Annotated in this window: 19 protein-coding genes; 8 read left to right on the forward strand and 11 right to left on the reverse strand. The window is 37.2% G+C overall.

Features of this window, described 5'->3' with window-relative positions; genetic code table 11:
- Window positions 1-329: 329 nt before the first annotated feature.
- Window positions 330-758: a hypothetical protein gene (locus tag QNJ50_RS15820; RefSeq protein ID WP_300636861.1), complete on the forward strand. Its 429-nt coding sequence runs from the start codon at window positions 330-332 to the stop codon at window positions 756-758.
- 613 nt (window positions 759-1,371) lie between these two features.
- Window positions 1,372-2,493, forward strand: a complete 1,122-nt coding sequence (locus QNJ50_RS15830; RefSeq protein ID WP_366914273.1) for an SUMF1/EgtB/PvdO family nonheme iron enzyme — start codon at window positions 1,372-1,374, stop codon at window positions 2,491-2,493.
- Between the two features lie 240 nt (window positions 2,494-2,733).
- On the opposite strand, the gene radA is transcribed toward QNJ50_RS15830, so the two are convergent.
- Entirely contained in the window at window positions 2,734-4,356 is a 1,623-nt protein-coding gene (gene radA, locus QNJ50_RS15835) for a DNA repair protein RadA (protein ID WP_300636863.1), read from the reverse strand.
- 169 nt (window positions 4,357-4,525) lie between these two features.
- On the opposite strand from radA, the gene rpaB reads away from it, so the two are divergent.
- The 3 genes from rpaB to QNJ50_RS15850 all read left to right on the forward strand — a co-directional run bounded on the left by rpaB (window position 4,526) and on the right by QNJ50_RS15850 (window position 6,920).
- Entirely contained in the window at window positions 4,526-5,254 is a 729-nt protein-coding gene (gene rpaB, locus QNJ50_RS15840) for a response regulator transcription factor RpaB (RefSeq protein ID WP_027842178.1), read from the forward strand.
- Window positions 5,255-5,665: 411 nt separating this feature from the next.
- Window positions 5,666-6,313 carry a cofactor assembly of complex C subunit B gene (locus tag QNJ50_RS15845; RefSeq protein WP_300636866.1) on the forward strand — a complete coding sequence of 216 codons (648 nt, stop codon included), beginning with the start codon at window positions 5,666-5,668 and terminating at the stop codon, window positions 6,311-6,313.
- Window positions 6,314-6,401: 88 nt separating this feature from the next.
- Window positions 6,402-6,920, forward strand: a complete 519-nt coding sequence (locus QNJ50_RS15850; protein WP_300636895.1) for a DUF456 family protein — start codon at window positions 6,402-6,404, stop codon at window positions 6,918-6,920.
- A gap of 266 nt (window positions 6,921-7,186) precedes the next feature.
- Here the strand turns inward: QNJ50_RS15850 and QNJ50_RS15855 are convergent, their stop codons facing one another.
- The 5 genes from QNJ50_RS15855 to QNJ50_RS15875 all read right to left on the reverse strand — a co-directional run bounded on the left by QNJ50_RS15855 (window position 7,187) and on the right by QNJ50_RS15875 (window position 13,123).
- Entirely contained in the window at window positions 7,187-7,945 is a 759-nt protein-coding gene (locus QNJ50_RS15855; RefSeq protein ID WP_300636868.1) for an LEVG family PEP-CTERM protein, read from the reverse strand.
- Window positions 7,946-8,585: 640 nt separating this feature from the next.
- A complete protein-coding gene (gene nblB, locus QNJ50_RS15860) occupies window positions 8,586-9,251 on the reverse strand; it encodes a phycobilisome degradation protein NblB (RefSeq protein ID WP_300636871.1) in 666 nt (221 codons plus the stop codon).
- A 121-nt stretch (window positions 9,252-9,372) separates the two neighbouring features.
- Window positions 9,373-9,837 carry a CBS domain-containing protein gene (locus tag QNJ50_RS15865; protein WP_300636873.1) on the reverse strand — a complete coding sequence of 155 codons (465 nt, stop codon included), beginning with the start codon at window positions 9,835-9,837 and terminating at the stop codon, window positions 9,373-9,375.
- Between the two features lie 271 nt (window positions 9,838-10,108).
- Entirely contained in the window at window positions 10,109-11,155 is a 1,047-nt protein-coding gene (locus QNJ50_RS15870) for a M42 family peptidase (protein WP_300636875.1), read from the reverse strand.
- A 495-nt stretch (window positions 11,156-11,650) separates the two neighbouring features.
- Entirely contained in the window at window positions 11,651-13,123 is a 1,473-nt protein-coding gene (locus tag QNJ50_RS15875) for an S-layer homology domain-containing protein (protein ID WP_300636877.1), read from the reverse strand.
- A 1,046-nt stretch (window positions 13,124-14,169) separates the two neighbouring features.
- Between QNJ50_RS15875 and QNJ50_RS15880 the strand changes: the two genes are divergently transcribed.
- Window positions 14,170-15,366: a histidine kinase gene (locus QNJ50_RS15880; RefSeq protein WP_300636879.1), complete on the forward strand. Its 1,197-nt coding sequence runs from the start codon at window positions 14,170-14,172 to the stop codon at window positions 15,364-15,366.
- 101 nt (window positions 15,367-15,467) lie between these two features.
- On the opposite strand, the gene mutT is transcribed toward QNJ50_RS15880, so the two are convergent.
- From mutT to QNJ50_RS15905, 5 genes are all read right to left on the reverse strand, one after another.
- Window positions 15,468-15,914, reverse strand: coding sequence for an 8-oxo-dGTP diphosphatase MutT (gene mutT / locus QNJ50_RS15885; protein ID WP_300636881.1), 447 nt, complete (start codon window positions 15,912-15,914; stop codon window positions 15,468-15,470).
- A gap of 582 nt (window positions 15,915-16,496) precedes the next feature.
- Window positions 16,497-16,841 carry a DUF760 domain-containing protein gene (locus QNJ50_RS15890; RefSeq protein ID WP_300636883.1) on the reverse strand — a complete coding sequence of 115 codons (345 nt, stop codon included), beginning with the start codon at window positions 16,839-16,841 and terminating at the stop codon, window positions 16,497-16,499.
- Window positions 16,842-17,331: 490 nt separating this feature from the next.
- Window positions 17,332-18,288, reverse strand: coding sequence for an RNA polymerase sigma factor, RpoD/SigA family (locus tag QNJ50_RS15895; RefSeq protein WP_300636885.1), 957 nt, complete (start codon window positions 18,286-18,288; stop codon window positions 17,332-17,334).
- 559 nt (window positions 18,289-18,847) lie between these two features.
- Complete coding sequence (gene carB, locus QNJ50_RS15900) at window positions 18,848-22,264, reverse strand: carbamoyl-phosphate synthase large subunit (RefSeq protein WP_300636887.1); 3,417 nt, start codon at window positions 22,262-22,264, stop codon at window positions 18,848-18,850.
- A 715-nt stretch (window positions 22,265-22,979) separates the two neighbouring features.
- Window positions 22,980-23,534: a Dps family protein gene (locus tag QNJ50_RS15905; protein ID WP_300636889.1), complete on the reverse strand. Its 555-nt coding sequence runs from the start codon at window positions 23,532-23,534 to the stop codon at window positions 22,980-22,982.
- Between the two features lie 781 nt (window positions 23,535-24,315).
- On the opposite strand from QNJ50_RS15905, the gene QNJ50_RS15910 reads away from it, so the two are divergent.
- Both QNJ50_RS15910 and QNJ50_RS15915 read left to right on the forward strand, forming a co-directional pair.
- The gene (locus tag QNJ50_RS15910) at window positions 24,316-24,573 is read left to right on the forward strand and encodes an Asr1405/Asl0597 family protein (protein ID WP_300636891.1); all 258 of its coding nucleotides are present in this window, start codon (window positions 24,316-24,318) and stop codon (window positions 24,571-24,573) included.
- A gap of 135 nt (window positions 24,574-24,708) precedes the next feature.
- A complete protein-coding gene (locus QNJ50_RS15915; protein ID WP_300636893.1) occupies window positions 24,709-25,377 on the forward strand; it encodes a (2Fe-2S) ferredoxin domain-containing protein in 669 nt (222 codons plus the stop codon).
- Window positions 25,378-25,617 lie beyond the last annotated feature (240 nt).

Below are 25,617 nucleotides of genomic sequence, written 5' to 3' on the forward strand. Positions count from 1 at the left end.
GTTTTAATCATTCTAGTTTTTGCTTGTGAATAAGAGAATATTTATATTTTTATTGCAAAATATTGAGCTGAGAAAAAATTGTTTTGTTGAAGTAATGTTAAACATTTAACTCATCAGAGATTAAAGAAAAATTTTTATTTTTTCTAAGGTTGAATATTCCTTGTATTATGAGGTAGAAATAACTTATCCTCAGCATTTCTAAAAGTCAGCGGGGAGTAATAGATAAAGAGTTTGGATCTCAGATCCAGTTCAGGGGATTAATTTACCTAAGCCCCAAAATTTTATCTTGTGAATTTATGCTGTGAATTTATGCTGTGAATTATTTAATAATGGCTATCAAAAATACAAAGCGCCTGTCTTTATTGGCTGTAGTTGCTGTGATGATGATTTTTTTTCTGTCACCTGGAATTGCTTGTGCAGCAACGGCTAAATTTAGTTCTGTTAATGCCACATTTGTTACCGAACAGGTTAAACCAGCAAAACACTCTGATTCTCGCTCAAAAATGAGTTTAACTCCCATGCTCCGTCAGCGCATCCAAGGAATTAGACAGCGGAGAAATCGGGATATTCAAGCTATTTTACAACCATCTCAAATTAAGGAACTCAAACATAATTTGCGTTCTGGTGATCGCCTCGATTTGGCTATCAAAAAATTGAACATCACACCAGATCAGCAATATATGATAGAGTCAACGATGCGTATTGCCGATATAAAAATCAAAGCACTTTTATCAAAGTACTCTCTACAAATGGGATAAGTTTTTTGATTTTCAGGTTTATTTTCAGCTTGAGGAAATTAAGTTTGAATAAACCAATACGGGCGAAAGTATGTTTATAGTCTTTCGCATTTATTGATTCTTAACTTCATTACATATTGCTACAGTTCGGTCGCTCATTTCCTGCGAGAGGTTATGAGCGATTGTTTTTGGAGATTTTTTATGCTGCTTGAAAAATGCGATCGCTAATTGAATTGATGTTTTGATATAAATGACATATATACAAATCTATCGTTTTGCTGATTGACAAGTAGAAGATAATGTTACGAATGTATAAATCAAGAATTATATTCTTTAGCACAGGTATCTAAAGCATAAAAAGTCCTCCAGGACAGCTATTTGTTATCATGTTGAGTGCAGTTTTGTGGTGAGTCCCAAAAGTCATGAGCAAGAATGGATAGTTAGATTTGATCGTTAGCTTTATGAGTATGACGGTGCTAAGAATTTAGTCTCACAATACCCTTAATTAATAATATTTAAAGTAATAAATAATGCTCCATGTGAATTAGAAGCTGAAATAACGTAAATTCCCCTTGATATTACAATGCTGAATTTAATTCACATTAGCCGTAAGTAAGAAAATTGATATGTAGCAATGTCAGGTAGCAGAATTAAATTATCTGGTCAGGAAATAGGAAGATTAAGAGACGCCATTATCAGTGCTTTTCCAGATAAAGCTTCATTAGAGATGATGGTTGCTATTGAGTTAGATGAAAACCTTGATGAAATAGCTGGAGGACAAACCCTTAAAGCTATTGTTTTTTATTTGATTAAGAAATGGGCTGAGCCGAAAGGTAAATTAAAAGAGTTAGTTGAAGGTGCGTGTAAAGAGAATCCTGGTAATCAAGATTTAAAAAATATAAGAAAAGAATTATTTACTCACGACAATAATAAAAGAATTGATATCACCTTTGGGAGAAATACAAACAGAAGTAATCAAAAACTGATAGTTAACTATCAGGGAGTACAGAATCAGCATTTTACTGAAGACTTAGGAAATGGTGTTGAAATTGAAATGCTGTATATTCCTGGCGGTAACTTTATAATGGGTGCGCCGGAAAATGAGCAAGGTAGTTACGATGATGAACGTCCACAACATCAAGTTACAGTTCCAAGTTTCTTCATAGGTAAATATCCAGTAACCCAAGCACAATGGCGAGCAGTTACATTTCTCACCAAAGTCAGTCACGAACTTAAACCCAACCCATCCCATTTTAAAGGAGATAACAGACCAGTTGAGCGTGTTTCTTGGCTCGATGCAGTGGAATTTTGTGACAGACTTTCTGGGCATACTAACAAAAACTACCATCTTCCCAGCGAAGCAGAATGGGAATATGCTTGTCGCGCAGGTACAACTACCCCATTTCACTTTGGTGAAACAATTACATCTGAACTTGCGAACTATGGCGGTAACTATAATCAAACAACGGATGTAGGAAGCCTAGGTAGAGCAAATGCTTTTGGATTATACGACATGCATGGAAATGTATGGGAATGGTGTGCAGACCAATGGCATAGCAATTATGAAGAAGCGCCGACAGACAAGAGTGCATGGGTAATTGACAATAATGATAATGACAATCATTCTCGAGTATTGCGCGGCGGTTCCTGGCACTTCAGTTCTGAAGACTGCCGTTGTGCCTATCGCAACTCCTACTACCCGGCTTTCAATGACTACGCTTTCGGGCTGCGTGTTGTGTGTGGGGTGTTGGTGTAGCTAGCTAGCTGCGCTACCTAGGGAACTACTACCTACGGTTAAGCCTTACAGCATTGCGATACCTCTACGGTACGCAATAACTAGAGCCTGCGGCGTCGGCGTGAGACGCGCCGCAGGCGAACACCGTAAGGTGCGTCTTTGCCTCTAGCCTCTAGCTGTGCTACCTGCGGCGTCTAACGACGTAAACGCAGCCATACCGTAAGGTTTAACGCATACGTCGTCAAATGACTTTTGAATTTCTCAAAAGCTCATTTCCTCCGATGTTTCAATAGCTTCTTCTTCTGATATTTGCTTGACTTCCAATATTTGTTTAACCTGTGGTGGGGGTATTCGCTTAACTCCATCATCATCAGGCTTTAAATCTTCCTCAGTCACAGTCTGCTGGGGAATAGCAGCAATAATCGCATCTATTACCTTCGCTACAGGTAAAATCTCAATATCTAACTCTGGAAATTTTTGTCCCTTCGGAACGATCGCCCGTTTAAATCCTAGTTTTGCGGCTTCCTTCAGGCGTAATTCCATTTGAGATACAGGACGTACCTGTCCTCCCAAACCAACTTCACCAATCAGTACGGTGCTGGAATCAACAATGCGATCGCGGAAACTCGCAACTAATGCGATCGCAACTCCCAAATCGACTGCTGGTTCTTCCACATTTAAACCACCTGCAGATGCAACATAAGAATCTAACTTAGACATGGGAACCCCCACCCGTTTTTCCAATACCGCCAAAATTTGCACTAAGCGGCTGTAATCTATCCCAGTACTGGAACGCCGAGGAGAAGTATAACTAGTGGGACTTACCAAAGCTTGCAATTCTACAACTATCGGGCGAGTGCCTTCGCAAGCAACTACAATAGCAGTACCTGGCGCTGGATCGTCGCGATTACCTACAAATAGTTCGCTCGGGTTGGGAACTTCCCGCAACCCATTAGTAACCATTTCAAAAATGCCAATTTCGTGGGTCGCACCAAAACGATTTTTAACAGTTCTTAACAATCGATGGGAAGCAAATCTGTCACCTTCAAAATACAGTACCGTATCAACTAAATGTTCTAATACCTTCGGTCCAGCAATAGCTCCCTCTTTAGTTACATGACCTACGATCAACATTGTGATATCTTCATGCTTTGCCACCTTCATTAAAGCTGCAGTACATTCCCGTACCTGAGCGACTGAACCAGGGGCAGAAGTTAATCCGGGGAAAAACACTGTTTGAATACTATCAATGACAGCCAAATTTGGTCGAAGGGATTCCAATTCCTTGAGGATTTCCTCTAAATTTGTTTCTGGTAATATGTATAAATCTGCTAAATTTTTGGATGCTTTTTTATTCCCATTTGTATCGTTTGTTTCTTCAGTTTTATTATCTTCTTCGCTAACAACATTTAAAACATCAGTAACACCAAGTCTGGAAGCCCTAAGTTTGACCTGTTGTCCTGACTCTTCCCCAGAAATATATAAAATTCGATATCTCTGCGCTAGTTCATTTGATACTTGCAATAGTAAAGTAGATTTACCTATACCTGGGTCACCACCAATGAGTACCATCGAACCAGGTACAACCCCGCCACCAAGGACTCGATCCAGTTCTCCATATCCAGAAGGCCAACGGGTCACTTGACGGTCGGTAATTTGGTCAAATTTTAAAGATGCTCTTGGTTGAGGTGTTTTGACTGCTTTGGTTTTTCCTTGTGAAGAATGCCACGAACCCACACCTCGTGAAGGTAAATCTGTAGATGATTGGATAAGAACTTCTTCTTCTAAGGAATTATACGTACCGCAAGCAGGACATTTCCCAAACCATTGAGCAGATTCAGCACCACATTCATTACAAACATAAATTGTTTTTGGCTTAGCCATTTTTATCTAATTAAATAATCTTAATTTTTCATTAAGTTTGCTTACGAGCTTAAATACAATAATGACAGTACTTGCAGATTTTTACGACATAATAATTGGAATGATATCTTAATAGTATGGTAGTAAAAATTAATGTTGAAAAATTTTTCGTGAAGGAGCGTCGGGAAAATTGGAAAGTCATAAGGAAAAAATTTTAGTAGTAGATGACGAAGCCAGTATTCGCCGCATTCTGGAAACTCGTCTTTCGATGATTGGCTATGATGTTGTAACAGCCGGTGATGGTGAGGAAGCTCTAGATACGTTTCACTCTTCTGAGCCAGATTTAGTAGTTTTGGATGTAATGATGCCGAAGCTCGATGGTTATGGCGTATGTCAGGAACTACGAAAGGAGTCAGACGTTCCCATTATCATGCTTACAGCTTTGGGAGATGTAGCAGACCGGATTACTGGGTTGGAATTAGGCGCGGATGATTACGTTGTTAAGCCATTTTCCCCCAAAGAGTTAGAAGCTCGGATTCGTTCAGTATTACGTCGGGTGGACAAAACCAGTGCTTCAGGAATTCCTAGTTCTGGCGTAATTCATGTAAGTACCATCAAAATCGACACCAACAAACGTCAAGTTTACAAAGGTGACGAGCGCATCCGTTTGACGGGGATGGAATTTAGCTTGTTAGAGTTGCTAGTAAGTCGTTCTGGCGAAGCTTTTTCCCGTTCAGAAATTTTGCAAGAAGTCTGGGGATACACTCCCGAGAGACATGTTGATACTCGTGTTGTGGACGTACATATATCACGTCTGCGCGCAAAATTAGAGGACGATCCGAGCAACCCAGAATTAATTCTCACTGCGCGGGGAACTGGATACTTATTTCAGCGAATTATTGAACCAGGGGAGGAGTAAAAATTATTGGAGTTAGGAGTTAAGAATTAAGGGTTAAGAATTAAGGATTAAGAGTTAAGGGTTGGGAGTTAAGAATTAAGAGTTAGGAATTAAAGGATTAAGGATTAAAAGTTGATAATTAAGAGTGAAATATTATTCAGTAGCTCGTAATCGATACTTCCAGATTTATAATCCCAAATTCATTATTGTATGATTTATATTTCTAGGTTCGTAATTCTCTGTTCGTAATTCTCAGTTAATTATTCTCAATTTATAATTATCAGTTCATAATTCTTTAATTCCATAATTCATAACTCATAATTCATAACTCATAATTCTAGAATTCATAACTTTTAACTCTTGACTTTACACTGTCGAATGCTGCGAGCATAACCCTTAGTGAAAAGTCGAAGAGGGTAATTTTTATTAACTATGAGTAAAAACGATCCAAATAAAGTTTTGCGGCGTCTACCCATAGTTGTTGGAGGGCTAGGCGCTACACTTTTATTAATCAATCGTCTATATACACCAACACTAACTGTATCCCAAGCACGAGGGGATGTACTTGGTGTAATTTTAAGTGCAGTTTTAATTTTAACGGGTTTAATTTGGCAGCAAGTACAACCTAAAATCCCCGATGCAGTAGAACTGACTGGTGATGAAGGGTTTGAATTACAAGAAGATTTACCTGAAATAGTTAAAACAGAGCTTGCTTGGGCTTCTCATTTATTGCTAACAAACACAGTTACCTGTTCGATTGTAGTTTTTTATCGAAATCGCGTTCTCTTACGTCGCGGTATTTTGGGTCCCTCTCCAGAAGTTAATCCAGGAGCGATTTTAAAAAGAACCATAGAAAAGGAAAAACCTATTTATTTAGTCGATTTAAAAGTGTATCCAGGTAGGGTTGAATTTGACTATTTACCACCCAATACTCAAGGTGTAATTTGTCAGCCAATCGGTTCTGACGGTGTATTAATCTTAGGTGCAAATGCTCCTCGCAGTTATACCAAGCAAGATGAAAACTGGATTACCGGAATTGCGAATAAATTAGCTGTTACCCTAAGTGAGATTAATAGTTAATAGTTGACTGTTACCAATTACCAATTACCAATTACTCATTAGCTATTACCTATTACCTATTACCGGTTACCACTTAAAAAATATGCAAATCCAAATTATATATTGGTTGTTAATAGCCTTGATGATGGTAGGTATTATCGGTGCGGTTGTTCCCGGTGTACCTGGAATTAGTTTAATTTTAGTTGCAGTGATTATTTGGGGAATTGTTAAAGGTTCCTTTGCTGCGATCGAAATACCTGTAATAGTTACAGGTGTAGTGTTACTCATAGGTACAGCAGTAGATTTTTTAGCTGGTTACCTGGGTGCAAAAAAAGCTGGTGCTAGTAAGTGGGGACAAATTGGTTCATTCGTTGGTTTGCTGCTGGGATTTTTTGGCTTACTTCCAACTTTACCAGTGGGTGGACCATTGCTCGGGATGTTAATTGGTCCTTTGTTAGGTGCAATTGTTGGTGAATTTATTTATCAACGTAAGTTACTAGTAGCCTTAAAAGCTGGAATTGGTATTTTTGTTGGAACTCTAGTAGGAAATCTGATTCAGGGAATATTAGGAATTACAGCAGTTGTGATTTTTGTTTGGACGACTTGGTCTCAAGTTTTTGGTACATGAGGCTTTTACTTATGATTAGCTTAGTTTGAGTAGATTGGTTTAAATAAAAATAAAAAAAAGTAGATAAAGTAACTATTGCTGTCTTAGTTACATTATCTACTTGACACAAAACTGAAGAGAAGGAAGAGAAAAAGAAATTTAAAATATGAAATTAAATAGATACAACACCCTGATGATTTATATAAAGCTAAATTTTAAACCTGTTAAAAATGCACTTACCTGATAGGGTATTTTCTATTGTCCCAAGAAAAGAGAAGTTGCAATATCTAAGTAGTTTTAGAAGAGTTGTTGCGTTTTCTTCTTAAACCAAACATACCTGCTACAGCTAAAGTTCCAATACTTAAAACTGTTCCTGGTTCGGGTACGCTAACTTGCAAATTAACACCATCACCAGTACTGGAAAACTTAGTGCTATTGTCACCCGGGTTACCCAATTGGACGACGAAAGAATCTACATTATTTAAAACAAGATATTGAGTTTCATCATCACCAGCAGCAGGAAGAAATATAGGTTGAGAATTACTATCACCATTCACCTGAAGAATGCTAGTAAATGGAGATTCTTCTACATCTAAAAACGATAATTTAACTTCATTCGCTGTTTGGGCAAAATTAAATTCAAAAACCCCATATTCTAAGCGACCATTTTCAATGACGTTATTGTTATTATCATAAGCAACAGGACGGAACCAAAAAGCATCAGTTTGGGGGTTTGTACCTTCATCCGTCTGATTAAAATTAATTTCTAAACCCCAAGTATTAGTCGTACTTTTTTTATCTGAGAAAAGTCTACTAAATCCATAGTTATCATTACTTACTGGATCTTTACTAGTAACTGTATAACCTAAGGATGTAGTATTGATACAATCCGCATTATCCACAATACAAGACATATTGGTAAGCTCAATCTCACCTTCCCTTTGTGGAACTAAGCTCATAGCTTTAGCTGCAGACATAGAGCCCAAAACACTGAATCCAGCAGTAGATGCAACTAATGTCTTGACCAATAAGCTTAACTTTTGCATAATCCAAACCTTTTATTAAAGCAATTGATGTGATTTAAAAATTTGCTTATTTTCTTTTAAGCATGTTTGTATCTTATTTCTATCTCCGTAATTATGTCATCAAAAAAATCTAGTATTTATTGCATCTTGATTTGAAAAACAATTTTGGGAAAATTACTGAGGATAAAATCTATAAATGATACAAATCTGTGTTAAAACCATGTGTTATTTCCATAAATAAAGAGATATTTATCCGGAATACAAATATCTTTTTTAAGTATGAGAATTTATTCAATAAAAAATATATAAATGAATGAAAAGTTTTTATCTTAGTTTTTAGAGTTACAGGTTATCGAATAACAAAATATAGCTTTATCTATAAAACATAAGTAAAATTTTCCCATTTTGCAAGGGAATATGTTAGCGGGAAATATGTAGTATATTTTGGGTAATTTTCGTTTATTATTTCGGTAGGTAAAATACATTTCAGTAGGTAAAATACAAGATTTTATTTGATTGGAAAAGTAAGGAGAAATATTTACCTGCCTGCCTAGATTTGACCCTAGTGATTCAATAAAATTACTAGAGACGTACTACTATTGATGAAATCAATAGTAGTACGTCTCTGCAGAAAATATTTTTGTTAAAAACTGGTTTTTATTCAAGAATCAGTTAGACATCTTTTTGCTTCTTTCGCCACAGCTTCTTCTGTATCATTAGCCAAAGTTTCAATAATTGACTTTGCTTCTTCTCCTCCCAGTCTGCTCAAAGCTTGTGCAACTCGATAACGAATTTGCCAATCAGAATTACTAGCATAGGGTGCTAATAAAGGTACAGCTTCTGCATTTCCTAATTCTCCAAAAGAACTAATAGCTGCTGTCTGCACCAATTCATTATCAGAAGCGAGAGCTTGGGTTAGTAAATCAAAAGCTTTGGGATCTCCCATTTCTCCCAATGCTGCAATAATACTAAATTGAATAATCCACTCATTGGTTTTTTGGTACATCTGTTGCAAATCATCAAAGGCTTCGTGCAACTTTAAAGCACCCAAACAATCAGCAGCAGCAGCTTGAACGTCTATTTCCGAATCATTAAGCAAGCGATCGCGTAAAATCTGCAACGACAAATCTAAATCTTGTCCGCCAAATGTATCAAGTTGACTAATTGCTGAATAACGTACCCGAGAATTACTATCGCCAATAGCACCTTGAAGTAATTCAAAAGCAATAGCTGGTTCGAGATGACGAATCTGATTAACTCCACGAAGACGATCGCCCAAATCTTCGGAACTCAATAATTGTTTAACAGATTCAGGATTTATAGTCATTTGTTATTTTTCCTTTATTATTTGTCACTTGTTATTTGTTATTTGTCATTTGTCACCTGTTTTTTTGAATGGCGATCAATTAATTACCAATTACAAATTAACAGTGACAAACGCTCAATAATTAATCTTGCTCAGAAGCCATTGCTCGCACTATATCACCTCTGGTGAGTATCCCAATTACTTGACCTTCAGCATCAATTACTGGTAAACGTTGAACTTTGCGATCGCGCATAATTTTTGCTGCATCCCTAAGAGGTTTATCTGGAGCAGTGCTAATAACTTTATCACTCATCACTTCACCAACTGTTTGTCCGAGTGACTTATGTAAATCGCGCTCGTAGGTAGCTGGATTTTTTAAATAAATTACACTATCAAGAAACATAATATATGCCGGAGGTGTAACCCCTGTTTCTTGCCACATCAAGTCCGTCTCCGAAATAATACCGACTAAATGTCCGGCATCATCTACTACAGGCAGCCCACTAATATGTTTTTCTGCTAAGGTTTTAATCGCTTCGGTCAATGGAGTTTCACGTTGAACAACAATTGGATCGGGGGTCATTACATCGGCAACGGTTTTAGGCATTTGTTTAAATTAGTTCTTAGTTCAAGTTTGCTGGAATCATTGTAGAAAATTGCGACTCAATAGCCGATACCTTTAATAGATTGTTACTTATTTCAGTGAACAGTAAACAGTTTATGTATGGCTAACGTGACGCCCTTACGAGCTACAGTTAATGCACGTAGGTGTTACTTAGGTTTTATGTAAGTAGTGCATAGGCACTAAAGATGTAACAAACAATCACCCACCAATTTAGTTAGGACACAAGGCGCAATAAAAAGTTAGCTGATAACTGTCAACTGTCAAATTCTGTTTCGCAAAAGACTTTTAGTAGCTTAATGCAGTTCGCGATCGCACCTAAATGAGCAATTTCATAGCCGTGGGTATTTTGGGTCGGAAAAGCCAAACAAGCTCCACGAGGAATATGACCAAATTTCATGGCGATCGATGCATCGGAGCCAAAACCACTTAATGTTGCTAATTGGATCGGCATATTGGATTGTTTTGCTGAAGACCGCAACTGTGCATTGAGAGTGTCATCGTAAACACCATAGCCATCTTGAAACAAGATTACAGGTTTTTCGCCATCTTCAATGGGATACTCTGGAGCAAGAGGACAAATTTCTAAAGCAATTAGAGCATCCAAACGCTGATTTTGACTGAAATACATTGCCCCAATTGCTCCAACTTCTTCTTTAGCTGATGCAACTAAATAAATATCTACTGCTGGTTTTTTCAGCTTTTCTGCCAAGGCTAGTAAAATTGCAATTGATGCTTTATTGTCCAAGGTATAACTGGCGATGTAATCTTTTAATCTCACTGGAGATTTACGATGTTTGCCAACGACAACTTTAGTTCCTGGATGAATTCCCGCAGCTTCTAATTCTGCAACCGTACATTTAGTTTCAATCCAAGCATTTTCCCACTTCAGCGCACTATTTTCCTGTTGTACTTTTTGTGGAGATTCATGGGAAACATGACGAGAACCAAAACTGAGAATACCACTAATGGTTTCCTTATCTCCAAGCAAATCGACAACACCTTCACCATAAACCCATGGGAATGAACCCCCTAACCTACGAACTTCAACTTGCCCTTTATTAGTAATATTTTTAACTATGGCACCAATCTCATCTTTGTGAGCCGTAATTGCAACTGCTCGGTCTGAATTTTTCCCAGGAATTTTGGCGATGATGTTATCGGCGCGATCGCACCACGCTTTAACTCCCAATGAATCAAATTGCTCCATCAAGAATTGGTTTACTTCTTTTTCTGCACCACTAGGAGAATGATGCATCACTAATTCTTCAATAATGTTGAATAAATCTTGGTAATTGTGCATCGATTGAATGCAAGACTATGAACGCTTTAGATTTTACAGAGCTTATATGAGGGTTAAATAACAAACGGCTGAGACAAATAAAATTTAAAACTTCTTTTTTCAATACCGTACTTACGTGTTCTCTGGAATTAGGAAATGGAATCTTATTTGCTAGCAAGTAGAAAAAATGGCGTTGCATAAATACGGGATGATTCAAATATACGCAAAAAAAATTTCTCCTTATTTATCAACTGTTTCAGCTTATGCAAATCTGCTTATCATCCCGAAAATATGCAACGCCGAAAAAATTTTTTTAACCACAGCTACTAGCAAATAGAAATGAAGATAAACCGAGAGTGTAGAAAAAGAAAAACTTCGCGATCATATACAAGCTCGAGCTAACTTTCAAAAATACAAATTTGTAATATTTTATTGGTTTAAAATTTATACTTTGAAGCAAATTTTAGTAGTATCTAGGACAGAGTAAAGTAAGTGTACATATGTCCTGTTGCTTTCCTATGGCGTGGAATTCAAAGCCAAAGCATCTTGTGCTGAGACCCCTTCACCTTCGGTTCCGAAATACCATAAAGCTGAAGCAGCTTCTGCGCGGGTAACTGTTTTTTTTGGTTGGAACAAAGTAGTGTAGCCAAAAACCCGACGGATATTAGCTTTATCGCCATTTTGAAAGTCTGCTAACATTGCTCGCAAAGCCTTTGAACTTATTTTTGCTGAATCTTGGAAGCCCCATGTTTGTTTTACGCTTGCCAAATTTGCACTTGGTAAAGCCTGACGCACATCCAAAGGTACTTTCCATAAAATTAGTTGCTCCCGGTTGAGGGGTGAATTGGGCTGGAAAAGCACTTGCGTCGAATCACCTGATAACGAACTGGGAATAATACCTGCTTCTGCTAATCCTTGGATTGCGCCAAAATCTGGGTCGGTTTTTGAAACGTCTCTAAAAACTGGTTTAGTACTTGCTGAAGCTAGACGAATTTGTTTTGTTGGGTCGTTGCCATACATTTTATTGTAGGCGGTTATTAACCATCTTGCGTATTCACGACGAGTAATATTTTTGGCTGGTTCAAATTTATTGATGTTGGGATTACTTGGAGTAGAATTATCTGCGGCTGAATTAGGAGTACTTGTATTTTGTTCTGAACCAATATCGAAGTTTATTTTTAAAACCCCCAATTTTGCTAGGTCTTGAATTTTTTCTTGCTGTTGTGGTGGAATTTTATCGATGTCGTTAAAATTTTGCCTTGATTTGGTTGCAGAATCACTACTATTTTCCAAATTGCTATTTTCCAAACTTTCCTGAGACTCAGGTGTTTTAGTATTATTTGCAACTGGTCCAATAAAGTCTGGAGAACCTGGACGAGGTAGATTTTCTTGATCGCGATCGGAATTATTTTGTGTTGTTAATTTGCCGCCATTTATGTTTTCAACTAATAACTCAATATTTGTTTGTATTGGATTAGTTTGTGTTTGATTAGTTTGTGCTTGTTGAGCTTGAGTATTATTTACTGGTTTGGGTTCGATAGAAATTTTGACTTGAGTGTCATTAAGTCGCGCAGCAATAACTACTGGTGTTTCATCGTTTGATTGTTGTAAAATTTTCCAACCATTTTGTCGTAATTTACTTAGATAAAAATTACTAATGACATTACGAGGATCAGAACTGTGCCAGCGGGTTAATAACTTTGATGCAGGACCTTCAGTTGAGCTAGCTTCGTCAAGAATGGCATTAGGATACTTCAGTTGTTGGGGAAAACCAACTGGTAGATTGGAAGATATTTTATTAGACTGCTTACTTTTGGTCTCTTTGCTTTCTTCGCTGACCGTTTTCGCAGCAAAAACATCAGGCTTCTCTTTAAGTTTAGGGTCAGGAGCCAAAGATTTTTCGACAAAACTATTCGCACAACCCAAAAGGGAGGTTACTAAAATTGCCAAACTAAGAAAAATAACAGAACGAATATACAGAAGTAACACTGAAAATCACATAACTCGTGCCAATACCTAAGCTAGCGCAGATTGATTAATTTTTGAGTGACCATTTGTAACTTCTGTCGTTTGCTCTCTATATTACAAGTATTATCTACAAAATTTGTGACTCTATCGCCAGAATTCCGACTTTAAACTTTTTCCAAATTAGAAAATGTATCGATTAATAACTGCATTATTTTCAATGATAAATAAATAACGCCTGCTTAAAAAAAATCCCCCTATTTATGACACCATTTAAAACTACTTATTGTTGACCCTAAGCAGCTTATATAAACTAGGGCAACACAATTAATCGCGGGAGTCTTCAAGAAGTGATAACATATAATTACAAATATTATTAGCTTCACTCAATGCGAGAATCCACAGTGTCATACGATCCTGTATTCCAATCAATATTGAAGCTTCAAAGCGTTGCTGTTGGTAAACTTAATGCGGCAATATACACATTATAATAATCCATCGAGGAAATAAACTTCCAAATTTGCTGGGCATATCTTTTGCTGGGCATATCTAAAGATTGTTTCCGAACAATTATGGGACTTATGCCTAGTCAAGATTAATGTATTTAAATTCTGACGAAATGAGCTAATACAGTCTACTTTTATTTACGCACAAAAAATTATGAAATCATTGTAGTTCTAGGAGGGTATAAACTATTGCTTAAATATTGAGTGTTTGTATCTTAGCTATTTTTTATACTTACAGCTTTTAGATGTGTACCATTGTACTTATTCACTAGGCATAGTATAAAACCTAGCTATCAGTCTTGACGAAATTTTTTGATTCGGAGATGATGACGACTGAGATTTATTCCCGACTCGAAATTAATCAGCTAAAGACCGTAGGGTAATTTCCCATGCACAAAAATAACAACATCTACTACATAATATTAAATACCAATTTAAGAGAATAGGACCCTGAAAAATCTAAAATAGATCTTAAGTTTCAAAAAAGTTTCCAGCGACCGCCATTTTTTATATCAACTACTTTTAAGGGTCGTCGGGTTGTGACAAGTACTCAGACAAGATTTCATGCAACTTTCCCAGGATCGGTTCGCATATACTGATGCTCCTCTACAGCTGATACTGTTTATTGATGGGCGACCCAAGTCCGGACAACAGGTGCAGCGTATCCGATCTTACTTAAAAGAGTTAAAAGCAGAGTATCAGTTTGAACTGGAAATTGTTGATGTCGGACAGCAACCTTATTTAGCTGAACAATTCAAATTGGTTGCTACCCCAGCTTTAGTAAAAATACATCCTGAACCGAGACATATTTTGGCTGGTAGTAATATTATTAGTCAATTACAAGTATGGTGGCCTCGTTGGCAAGTTTCAGTAGAAATGTATTTTAAGTCACAGGTAAGTCTAATAGAAGATAGTGACAATGCAGGAGATACAAACAAATTAAATTCTTCGACATCGGGAATTAAATCACTTGCGGTTTCGGCGGAACTGATGAAATTATCAGACGAAATTTTCCACTTGAAGCAAGAGAAAGACAAGCTTGAAGAACAATTACAGTTCAAAGATCGGGTAATTGCCATGTTGGCACACGATCTCCGTAATCCTCTGACTGCAGCAGCAATTGCTGTTGAGACTCTGCAGTCCAACTACATTCAAGAAACAGGAACATTTAAACGTCTGACACCTTCTCTGGCGGCTAAGTTACTCAGACAAGCACGTACTCAAACACGAATAATTGACAAGATGATAGCAGAACTTCTTCAGGTTGGGCGAGGAAAAGAAACAAAAATACCAATAGTCCCCCAGAAAGCAGAAGTTGGTAAATTATGTTGTGAGGTGATGAGTGAATTACGCCAGCGCTACAAAGCAAAATCTTTGAAACTGGAAAAAGATATCCCTGAAGATTTACCACTAGTTTATGCAGATCCTGAACGTATTCGTCAGGTTTTAATCAACCTTATGGATAACGCAATTAAATATACACCAGAAGGTGGCGTTATCAGTATTTCTGGATTGCATCGTACGACCCAAAAGGTTCAATTTAGTATTGGTGACAGTGGTCCAGGTATTCCTGAGGAGAAGCGAGAGCAAATATTCGAAAACCACTATCGCTTGGAGCGGGATGAAGAAAAAGATGGCTATGGAATTGGTTTGTGTTTGTGTCAGCGAATTATTACAGCCCATTACGGTCAAATCTGGGTAGAAAAAGCTCCCACAGGTGGTGCTTGGTTCCACTTTACTTTACCCGTATATCCTACCTAGTAAAAACCTAGCTTAGAAAAATTATTTTGGAAAAATTATCTTGGAAAATTAGATTGGAATCCAAATAATTCTGCACATACTAGCAGTTAAACACAGTAAAACTATTGCTGCTTTGAACGCTCGAGTAAAGGCTGTTTTGAATTTTTTTTAATTGCTTTAATAATCTGGGTGTTAGCTGGAGGAAAAGTAAAATTTTCTAGTTCATCAACCCATACCCAACGAATTTCATCACATTCTATAGTTTGAGGCTCCCCGGAAAGGTGCTGACAATGGTGAGCTGTTAGGGTAATACGTAGATCGCTATAGGTATGGTCAATGGTAATTAAATGTTCGCAAACAGCAATTTCAATACCCAATTCTTCTGTTATTTCACGTTTTATACATTCTTCAATACTTTCTCCTGGCTCAATTTTACCACCAGGAAATTCCCATAACCCCCCCATCTGTCCTCCCAAAGGACGACGATCTATTAAGATTTGACCTTGTTGGTTCCAGATTACTGCAGCACCAATGATTTTATGGGGAGGGATTTTGGAGGTTTGATTCATAGCTTAATCAAAGACAAAGAAAATGCTCAAAGAATAAATTTGTAGATATTGTATTGCTTTTTCGGTTGAGCTAGCGCGGATAATATCCTGATTCCCAGAAGCTTACTTAAGGTCAAAATTATTTGCTTTGATTTTAAACATATTTTTAAATAGTTTGAAATTTGAAATACTTATTCCAAATATATGATTAAAATTTAAATTAAGCTTCAAATTTAAGTTTTTCCTAATTTTAAGGACTAACCTTAAGTCTTTTTTTATTTATTTGAAACGGTTATTTGTTTGAAATTATAGTCGTACTGAGATTGATTAAGGGAAGGCATAATGAGCATGGGAAATTAATTTTTCAAGGTTTGTAAGTTTTCCACTTCAAAGATGAGCTATTTTGCAAGTTATTTCTACCATAGACTTATATAAAATTTGTTTCCTAAGCACGACCATTATAATTTTAATCATCAATCAACTTTATTTATTGATTTACAGGTTTATTTATTGCTGTAATGCTTGCTCCAGAAGCTTTGACCATACCAAGGGCATTCACTGATAATTGCAGGCTAACGCCGACACCACAGGCTCTGCGCTGCGCTAGCTGCTCTGATCGCCATCATTGTCCATATCTTGTAAAGCAATTTCAAAGTTCATTCTTTGTTCTGCATTACGTAAAAAGTAACCACTCATCATCGCGGAAGCCAAAAGACGTCCCAGGTTTTCTCGATTAGTAGTAATAGTTACACCAAAATGTTCGGAAGGGATATTGCCAAGCAACCCAGTTATTTTCCGTTCCATTACTTGAAAAACTTCGCTAGAATCTGGCTTGGACAGTTGGCTAATTGTTTCCGGGCTCAATGATTTAACATATTGCCACAGAAAATTATCATTGTGTGGATTTTTCTCAAAAAACTCTGAAACTCTATCGAATGAATCACTCATTATGTAAGCTCCTGTAATAACTTATTAACCCAACGAGACTTAGTTTCAGTTTAACAACCTTGGATATTACTGTTTTATTAAAAATAGTATGTATCTGTCTGTATCATCTACCAATCTTGAATATAGTGGTTATTTTCATCTGAATATCAAAAGATAATGGAGACGTGCAAGTGCAGCGTCTCCATTTTATTACTGAAAAAGATTGTATATCTTACTATTGAGGCAATATAAAAAAGTAGTAGTTCCCGTTGACCGAACAGACTAAAGTAACTGCAAATAGTATATATAGTCTAGGGCTATCAAAGATTTTTCTCAAAGACACCCGTGGAAATCAACCAAAATTTATTTGTATTGCGCGCCCAGTCTTGAGGTATATAAAACATCTAAGAATGTTCTATTTACATGGTCAGTACACAGAATTAACTGAAAAAACTACCTTATTGAAAGCTTCTTAAGATCTTCTAACTATCAATTGACTTTTTGAAGCAACCTAGCTCGCCAAATATTCATTAATACTGGTTTTATATTTACGAAGCTTGGTTAGCGCTTCTCGCTCAATCTGTCGAACTCTTTCACGACTAATATTAAGCTGTTCGCCAATTTTGGCCAAGGTCATTGTTTGTCCATCAATTAAACCGAAGCGTAGAGAAATTACTTCTCTTTGCTGGGGTGTTAGCTCTCCCATCAGACGCTCTAGGTCATAAGACAAAGATGATTGAGTGACAAACTCTTCTGGAGAAGCGCTGGTATCTTCCAGCATTTCACCTAATTCTGTATCGTGATTGTCTCCCAATCTTAAGTCTAGAGATAGGGGTAAACGAGATTTTTCTAGATATTCCCTTACTTGCTTGGGAGTTAGTTTTAATTCTTCTGCCAATTCAGATATTGTTGCAGCTCTTCCTAATTTTTGTGATAACTGGCGTTGGGCTTTTTTGATTTTATTTAGCTTTTCGGTGATATGTATTGGCAACCTAATCGTACGACCTTTTTCTGCAATTGCCCGGGTAATTGCTTGTCTAATCCACCAATACGCATAGGTAGAAAATCTATATCCTTTAGTGGGGTCGAATTTTTCTACTCCCCTTTGCATGCCGATACTACCTTCTTGAATTAGATCTAGTAAATCGACATTACGCTTAATATACTTTTTGGCGACGGAAACGACCAAACGTAAATTAGCTTCTACCATCTTGCGCTTGGCAAATTCACCAGAATCGATGGCACTATTGAGCTCAGAGGGTTCTAGATTTGCCTCCTTTGCCCACTCCTGTAGAGTTGGTTGACGTCCCAACTTATTTGCTAATAACTCTCGTACTTCATACAAGCTGGTTGCACGTTGTACCTGTTTCCCATAAAAAATCTCTTCTTCATGGGTCAAAAGTGGAACGCGACCAATCTCGCGCAAGTAAGTCCGCACGAGGTCTGTTGGTTTCTGAGCGGTCTTCATGGCACTACTTTTTGGTAATTATAGGTTTGACAGTAGTATTCAGACTTGAATTTACTTTTTACTAAATAAATAGTTTTCATTGGGCGCACTTGCAATGAAAATGGCAACCCATCAAAAATTGCTTTTTGACCTGCTCGGCGGAGCTAATTTTTCAATAACTGTTTGATTACACTTTCACCTGCTAAAAGTTACAATTATTCTTTTGTTAAAACAAGTATCAGGAGTTAGATAAAAAGTTACGCTTCAAACATTTATGACTTATGTTATTTTCTTAATAAATTGTAACATTCTCATTTTTGTGATGAAGGTTCGGTAAAGCGAACTTGAATTTTTTTTAAGGCATTTATTGCCTTAAATAGAGCATATTTTGACTGAAAACTTACTCCAGTGACTTAATATGTTCGCACAAATATTATGAAATTTTCTTAAAATATCTCAATCATAGCGATAAATTTTTACTTCAAGTTCTGGCTTAATAATTCTTTCAACAACTAACCAGTTATCAGTCACTTGTTATCGATCCCCAGTTCGAGAACAAATGACTAATAACATATGAAACTTAAGTTGTAACGCAGTAATCCTGAATGATTTTTACATCCAAGGTGGTGCGTTGCAGGGAACGAATCGCAGCGACTGTTGCCCTAGCACCTGCTAAAGTTGTAATAATAGGGATTTTGTAACCCAAAGCTGTACGACGAATTAATCTTGCATCAGTTTGAGCTTCTTCTCCAGAAGGCGAATTGATAATTAACTGAATTTTGCGGTTTTTGATCGCATCTAGGACGTGAGGACGACCTTCATGGAGTTTTAGTACTAGTTCAACATCTAGTCCATGTTCTCTAAGCACCTGCAGTGTGCCTGATGTCGCCATTAAACCAAAGCCTAACTCAATAAATTCTTTGGCTACGGGTACAGTTGCGGCTTTGTCGCGATCATTCATTGATACAAAGACTGTACCAGTTAAAGGAAGTAGCTCCCCTGCAGCAATTTCGGCTTTAGCGAAGGCTCTACCAAAATCGCAATCAATGCCCATGACTTCACCTGTTGATCGCATTTCTGGTCCTAAAATTGTATCAGTACCAGCAAATTTGTCAAAAGGTAAGACGGCTTCTTTGACAGCTATGTGTTTTGGAATCACTTCTTTGGTAAATTCCAGTTCTTTAAGTGTTCGACCGGACATCACTAAAGATGCAATTTTTGCCAGGGGTACGCCGGTTGCTTTAGAAACAAATGGAACAGTGCGAGATGCCCGAGGATTAGCTTCCAGGATATAAACTTGGGGGGAGTCGTTATTCAAGCCCACCACGGCAAACTGGATATTCATCAAACCTACTACTTTCAGAGCCTTGGCTAACTCGACAGTCCAACTGCGTATTTGAGTGAGAATTTCCGGTGGTAAAGACATAGAAGGTAAGGCACAAGCCGAATCCCCTGAGTGGATACCCGCCTGTTCTATGTGTTCCATGATGCCACCAATGGTAACTTCTCCGGTACGATCTGCGATCGCATCAACATCAACTTCAGTGGCGTTTTCTAAAAACTTATCAATTAAGATTGGATGTTCTGGTTCAACTTGAACTGCGAAGGTCATATAACGTTCCAATTCTACGTCAGAGTAGACAATTTCCATTGCTCTTCCTCCCAATACGTAGCTAGGACGTACTACAACTGGATAACCGATGCGTTTGGCAACTACTAGTGCATCTTTATAACTGCGAGCGATACCATTCGGTGGTTGGGCTATGTTTAACCGATCCAGAATTTTCTCGAATTTCTCCCGATCTTCAGCGATATCAATGGAATCAGGAGATGTTCCCCAAATTTTGGGCATTGTAAATCCTGAGTTTTCTCCCCGAAAAGCTTTTGATTCTCGGGTTTCTAATTTTTGAGCTTCTAATTCTTGAGCTTCTAATTCTTGGGTTTCTAATTCTTGGGCTTCTAATTCTTGGGCTTCTAATTCTTGGGCTTCTAATTTTTGATTTGCAAACTCTTGAGCTTCCAAATCTTGTAAATATTTTTGTAAGGGTACCGCTAATTTAAGAGGTGTTTGTCCGCCAAACTGAACGATAATTCCCACCGGATTTTCCGCTTCAACAATATTCAAGACATCTTCTTTTGTGAGTGGCTCAAAATACAGTCGATCGCTGGTATCGTAATCAGTAGACACAGTTTCTGGGTTAGAGTTAACCATGATGGTTTCGTAACCCGCATCTCCCAGAGCAAAAGCTGCATGACAACAACAGTAGTCAAATTCTATTCCCTGTCCGATGCGATTGGGACCACCACCTAAAATCATCACTTTAGGTTTATTTGTGGGTACTACTTCTGTTTCTTCCTCATATGTTGAGTAGTGATAGGGAGTAAATGCTTCAAATTCTGCAGCGCATGTATCTACAGTTTTGTAAACTGGTATTACATTTAGTTGTTTGCGATAGTTTCTTACTTCGTCTTCAGTAGTCTTGGTCGCAAAAGCGATTTGTTTGTCGCTAAACCCTTGACGTTTAACCTCAAAAAGTTGCTCTTGTGTCAATTCTGTTAAAGATTTACGTTTGAGAAATTTTTCCACCTCTAACAATTGTTGCATTTTATCTAGGAACCATGGGTCGATACCTGTCAGTTCATAGATTTCTTCATTTGTAATCCCCAGTTGCATGGCGTGACGCACAGCAAATATCCTTTCTGGATTGGGAGTTCTTAATTGAGCGCGAATTTGTTCACCACTGGGTAATTTTTCCTTAATATCGCAGCCCCAGCCCGCACGTCCTGTTTCTAAAGAACGTAAAGCTTTTTGAAAAGACTCATTAAATGTCCGCCCAATAGCCATAGCTTCCCCAACTGAACGCATTTGGGTGTTTAGCACAGCTTGGGAACCGGGAAATTTTTCAAAGGCGAAACGAGGAACTTTAGTTACCACATAATCAATGGTTGGCTCGAAGGAAGCTGGTGTTTGCTTGGTAATATCATTTTTGATTTCATCTAAGGTATAGCCCACTGATAACTTGGCTGCCATTTTCGCAATTGGAAAACCTGTAGCCTTGGAAGCTAAAGCAGAAGAACGAGAAACCCGAGGATTCATCTCAATCACAATTGCTTCCCCATCTACGGGATTAATAGCAAACTGAATATTGGAACCACCAGTTTCAACACCAATCTCGCGAATAATTTTAACTGCCATATCCCGCAGTCGCTGATATTCCTTATCAGTTAATGTTTGGGCTGGAGCAACCGTAATTGAATCGCCGGTATGAATCCCCATGGGATCGATGTTTTCAATAGAACAGATAATTACTACGTTATCTGCCAAGTCGCGCATCACTTCAAGTTCGTACTCCTTCCAACCAATCAGAGATTGATCGATGAGGATTTGTGACACCGGGGAAGCATCCAGACCCCCCTGTGCCATTTCAGCAAATTCTTCTTCGTTATAAGCGATACCGCCGCCTGTTCCACCCATTGTGAAAGCAGGACGAATAATTAGAGGATATGCACCAATTTTTGTTGCAATTAGCTTTGCTTCCTCCAAAGAAGAAGCTGTACCACTAGGACACATTTTTACGCCGATACGCGCCATCGCTTCATTAAATAGCTTTCTATCTTCAGCTTTCTCAATTGCTGGAAGCTTAGCACCAATAAGCTCTACACCATATTCATCTAAGACTCCATTTTTAGAAAGCTCCACAGCTATGTTAAGAGCTGTTTGTCCGCCCATTGTTGGTAGCAAAGCGTCAGGACGCTCTTTGGCAATAACTTTTTCGACTAATAATGGTGTTAATGGTTCAATATATGTTCGTTCTGCTGTTTCTGGATCGGTCATTATAGTCGCAGGGTTGGAATTGACCAACACTACTTCATAGCCTTCTTCTCGCAGCGCTTTGCAAGCTTGAGTTCCAGAATAATCGAATTCACAGGCTTGTCCAATGATAATTGGACCAGAACCTAAGAGCAGAATTTTCCTAATATCATCACGGCGGGGCATAGTTGTTGATTCGGAGTAGGAGGACAGGAATGTGACATTGATTTTAAAGGTCTTTGCCTCCAATTCATCTGATTAATTACCAGGTTTTCTAGATTTGATGACATCAAGCTTGACAAATGGTCAAAATTGTAAGCTTTTGTGGTAGTTACAGTAAAATTGGCGACCTTTAATCAATTCTCCATTACCAAAGGAATAAAACCTAAAAAACAGTAATAGATATTATTCATCCGCGCATGGGTATTGAAAAACTACCCTGTCAATTATTCCTGCAAACTAATAGCCTTTAACCTTAAAATGCCAGAAGGCAAAAACATTGATTTCAAACATCAGTTTTATTTGTTTATTTTATTTGCTGTTATTACTATTTTATACCTATATCTATTGAAATTTTGATTGAAAATCTTATCGGAAATCTTATGTATTCTGATACTTGAAGCAACAATTAAATTTTAATTTATTTTCTTCCTCGATTGGCTTATGTAAATCATTGACATTTGGCTATGATTCAAATATAAAATTATATGTTTAAATGATTGTTTATAAATCATCAGAAATCATATTTCTCATAGTTAACAAGACAAAAAATATACAAGTAACAAAAAAAGACAGAAGAACGAAATAATCGCAACCTCTGCCTTTTTCTTATAGTTATTTCTGAAAAGTTATGACCAAATAATTTTTGGCATCAAACAGAAATATTTAGGATATAAAAGAATTAATTAGTAGAAGCTTGTACATACCCTAAAGTCAAACTATCCTTAGCTAGGAAGTGAGCTAGATGATATGCACGTTCCTCAGTCTTAATGAGAATGGTCTCGTACAAATGACGGGTTGCACGATCACCCAAACTCTCAGCTTGAGCAGCTTGACGACGAATTAAACCGATCAGAGCTTGTTCAGCTTTGAGGTCATTTTCTAACATTTGCCGGCAATTATAAACGCCATCTTGCTCTGGTTCAAAACAGCATAATTCTGCTAATTTGCTAAAGCTTGCTACAGGTACTCCACCTAAGCCATTTAGGCGTTCTCCAATGTCATGAATATGTCCTTGAACTTCATCAAAACTCTCGTTGAAGAACTCATGTAATGAGTAAAATTCTGCTCCTTCAACAACAAAATGATGCTTTTGATACTGTATATAAAGTGCCTGAAAACTTGCCAAGGCTACATTAAAACCTTCACAAACTGGCTCAGTAACGCTGCGATCTAATAAGACTGGGTTGTCATAAACCTGACCAAAGTTATGCACTAAAGTTTGTGTTTCAGACATTGTTCCTCTCCTCTCTTTTACTGCAGTTATAATTGCAAACTGCTTAATTTCTACATATTAGCATTTAAAAAATAAAAAATCCTTAGCAATATAATCCAATCAAAAATTTTTCTATGAATACAAATATTAATGACTAATTTTTATTAAAAACTCTATTCTTTTATCAAAACAAATAAGTCTATTTACTATTCATTAAAGACAATAATTCTTAATCTTTAAATCATATTGATATAGTTTAGAGTTCAAAGAGAAATAAGATATTTTTGCATTACTAATATGATTGAACAACAATACTTTTCTTTCAAAGAGCCAATATCATAACGAGAAACATATAGTACACGTATTTGAGTACACGCAACTATAAACAAGGAATAGTAAGCACTTTAAATATTTGCTTTCGCTCTAAAGTGTATACTATGCAACATTTATTTATTTTAAATCTTAGATTAAAGCTGTAGATATGGGGCTGTCTGCAAGTAAATACTTCGCTTCATGATGAGTAACTTTTCTTATTTTTTTATTTTTTTTGCAAAACTAATGAGAAATGTTTGCAGCTAATGTATCCTGTAATAGAGGGGCAAACTAGCTAAGAATTAATTCCAAGAAGTTTTAAGCTTCTTGTATTTGTCATCTTATTAATTAGCAGTTTCATGCTTTACGCATGGTGGGTGTGGAAATTATTTTTCTTGTTCTAGGGAGCAAGCTGCATCTTTACAGCTTGTTTGTATCCACAAGGCTTAATAGTTCTCTAAGCTTTATTGCACTTTGAGGGTCATTAAATTTGGAAGGTTCAATTTCTAACTACAGTTTCAAGCAGCTTGTAAAAGTAAGTCGGATAGATCGTTGGGAAGTTTATCGACGTTTGCAGGAATTAGAAATTCCTTGTCAGTGTCAGACAAATCAAGAACTGACAGTGGAGATTTCTAGCATTGCAGCAGCAGTTCAAGTTTGGAGTATTGTGCGTCAATTAAATGCTGAACGCCAAGACCTGATAGAAATTCTTGAAGAGTGTTGGCAATATCGTTATCAGGAATTATAAATGATGCTTTTTTTTACGTAGTGAAGCTGATTCATTACAAACAGGTTTTGATTTTCAGTAGAGTTTGACGTTAGTCACAAGCGCATCGCAACATCATTCACAAATTTTTTGTTTGTATAAAAATAGGTTTTAACAATGGGTAAATCTCATAAAACAGAAATATCCGAGTTTTGCTTGGAAGGTACTTTCCGACATTTAGTTATTAAAGACCGCTATAAGCTCAAAGGTTTGGTATTGGCTACTGATGAAGGTGAAGTTTACGTTAAATTAGCTAAACATCTGCGGATCGCTTTCGATTGGAGATTAGCAATAGGTACTCAACTAAAAATATGGGGAACTAAAAAATATTATTTAAAAAGTGGGGAAATTAAGCTAAAAGCTGAACAAATTAGAGCTGCAAATCCCCAATTACAGGTAAATGCAATAAATGGAAGTGCAAAAAAAGCAAGCAATCCTCTTGTTGCTTCTCCTGGATTAGCTAGTAAGTCTGCCAAAAAAGATAAGAAAACAACTATTTTAGTTTGTCAAAAATCAGATTGTATGAAGCGTGGTGGTAAAGCTTTGTGTCAGGCTTTAGCTACAGCAATTAGCGATCGCAGTTTAGAAGGACAAGTAAATATTAAAGGTACTGGCTGTATGAAAAAATGTAAGGCTGGACCAAACTTAGTAATGCCGGATAAAACTCGTTACAATCGCATTCAGGCTCACCAAGTAGCAGCACTTATGGAAAAACATTTCGGTTCCCCAGAGATTGAAGAAAAAGAAGAAGGTTCAGTTGAAAATCCAATACCTGTGGCTAGTTAAAAGCTAGTCGAAATATATCAGTAATAGTTGTCAGTTTACTCAATTGCGATCGCTGAGTTTTGATTACTTAGTTTTGATGAATCAGTTTTGAACTGTAGTTAGAACCTACATTCCGCACCCTAATCTGTAGCACTCGGTTATCACGGAGAATATATTGGATAAAAATAATCAAATAATACAACTACTATTTTTTTAGTTATAGTGTAATGCGATCGGCGCAGCCGCGTGGCTGATCGTGGT

The organism is Mastigocoleus sp. MO_188.B34 (assembly GCF_030065675.1).
In the GTDB taxonomy this organism is placed as follows: domain Bacteria; phylum Cyanobacteriota; class Cyanobacteriia; order Cyanobacteriales; family Nostocaceae; genus Mastigocoleus.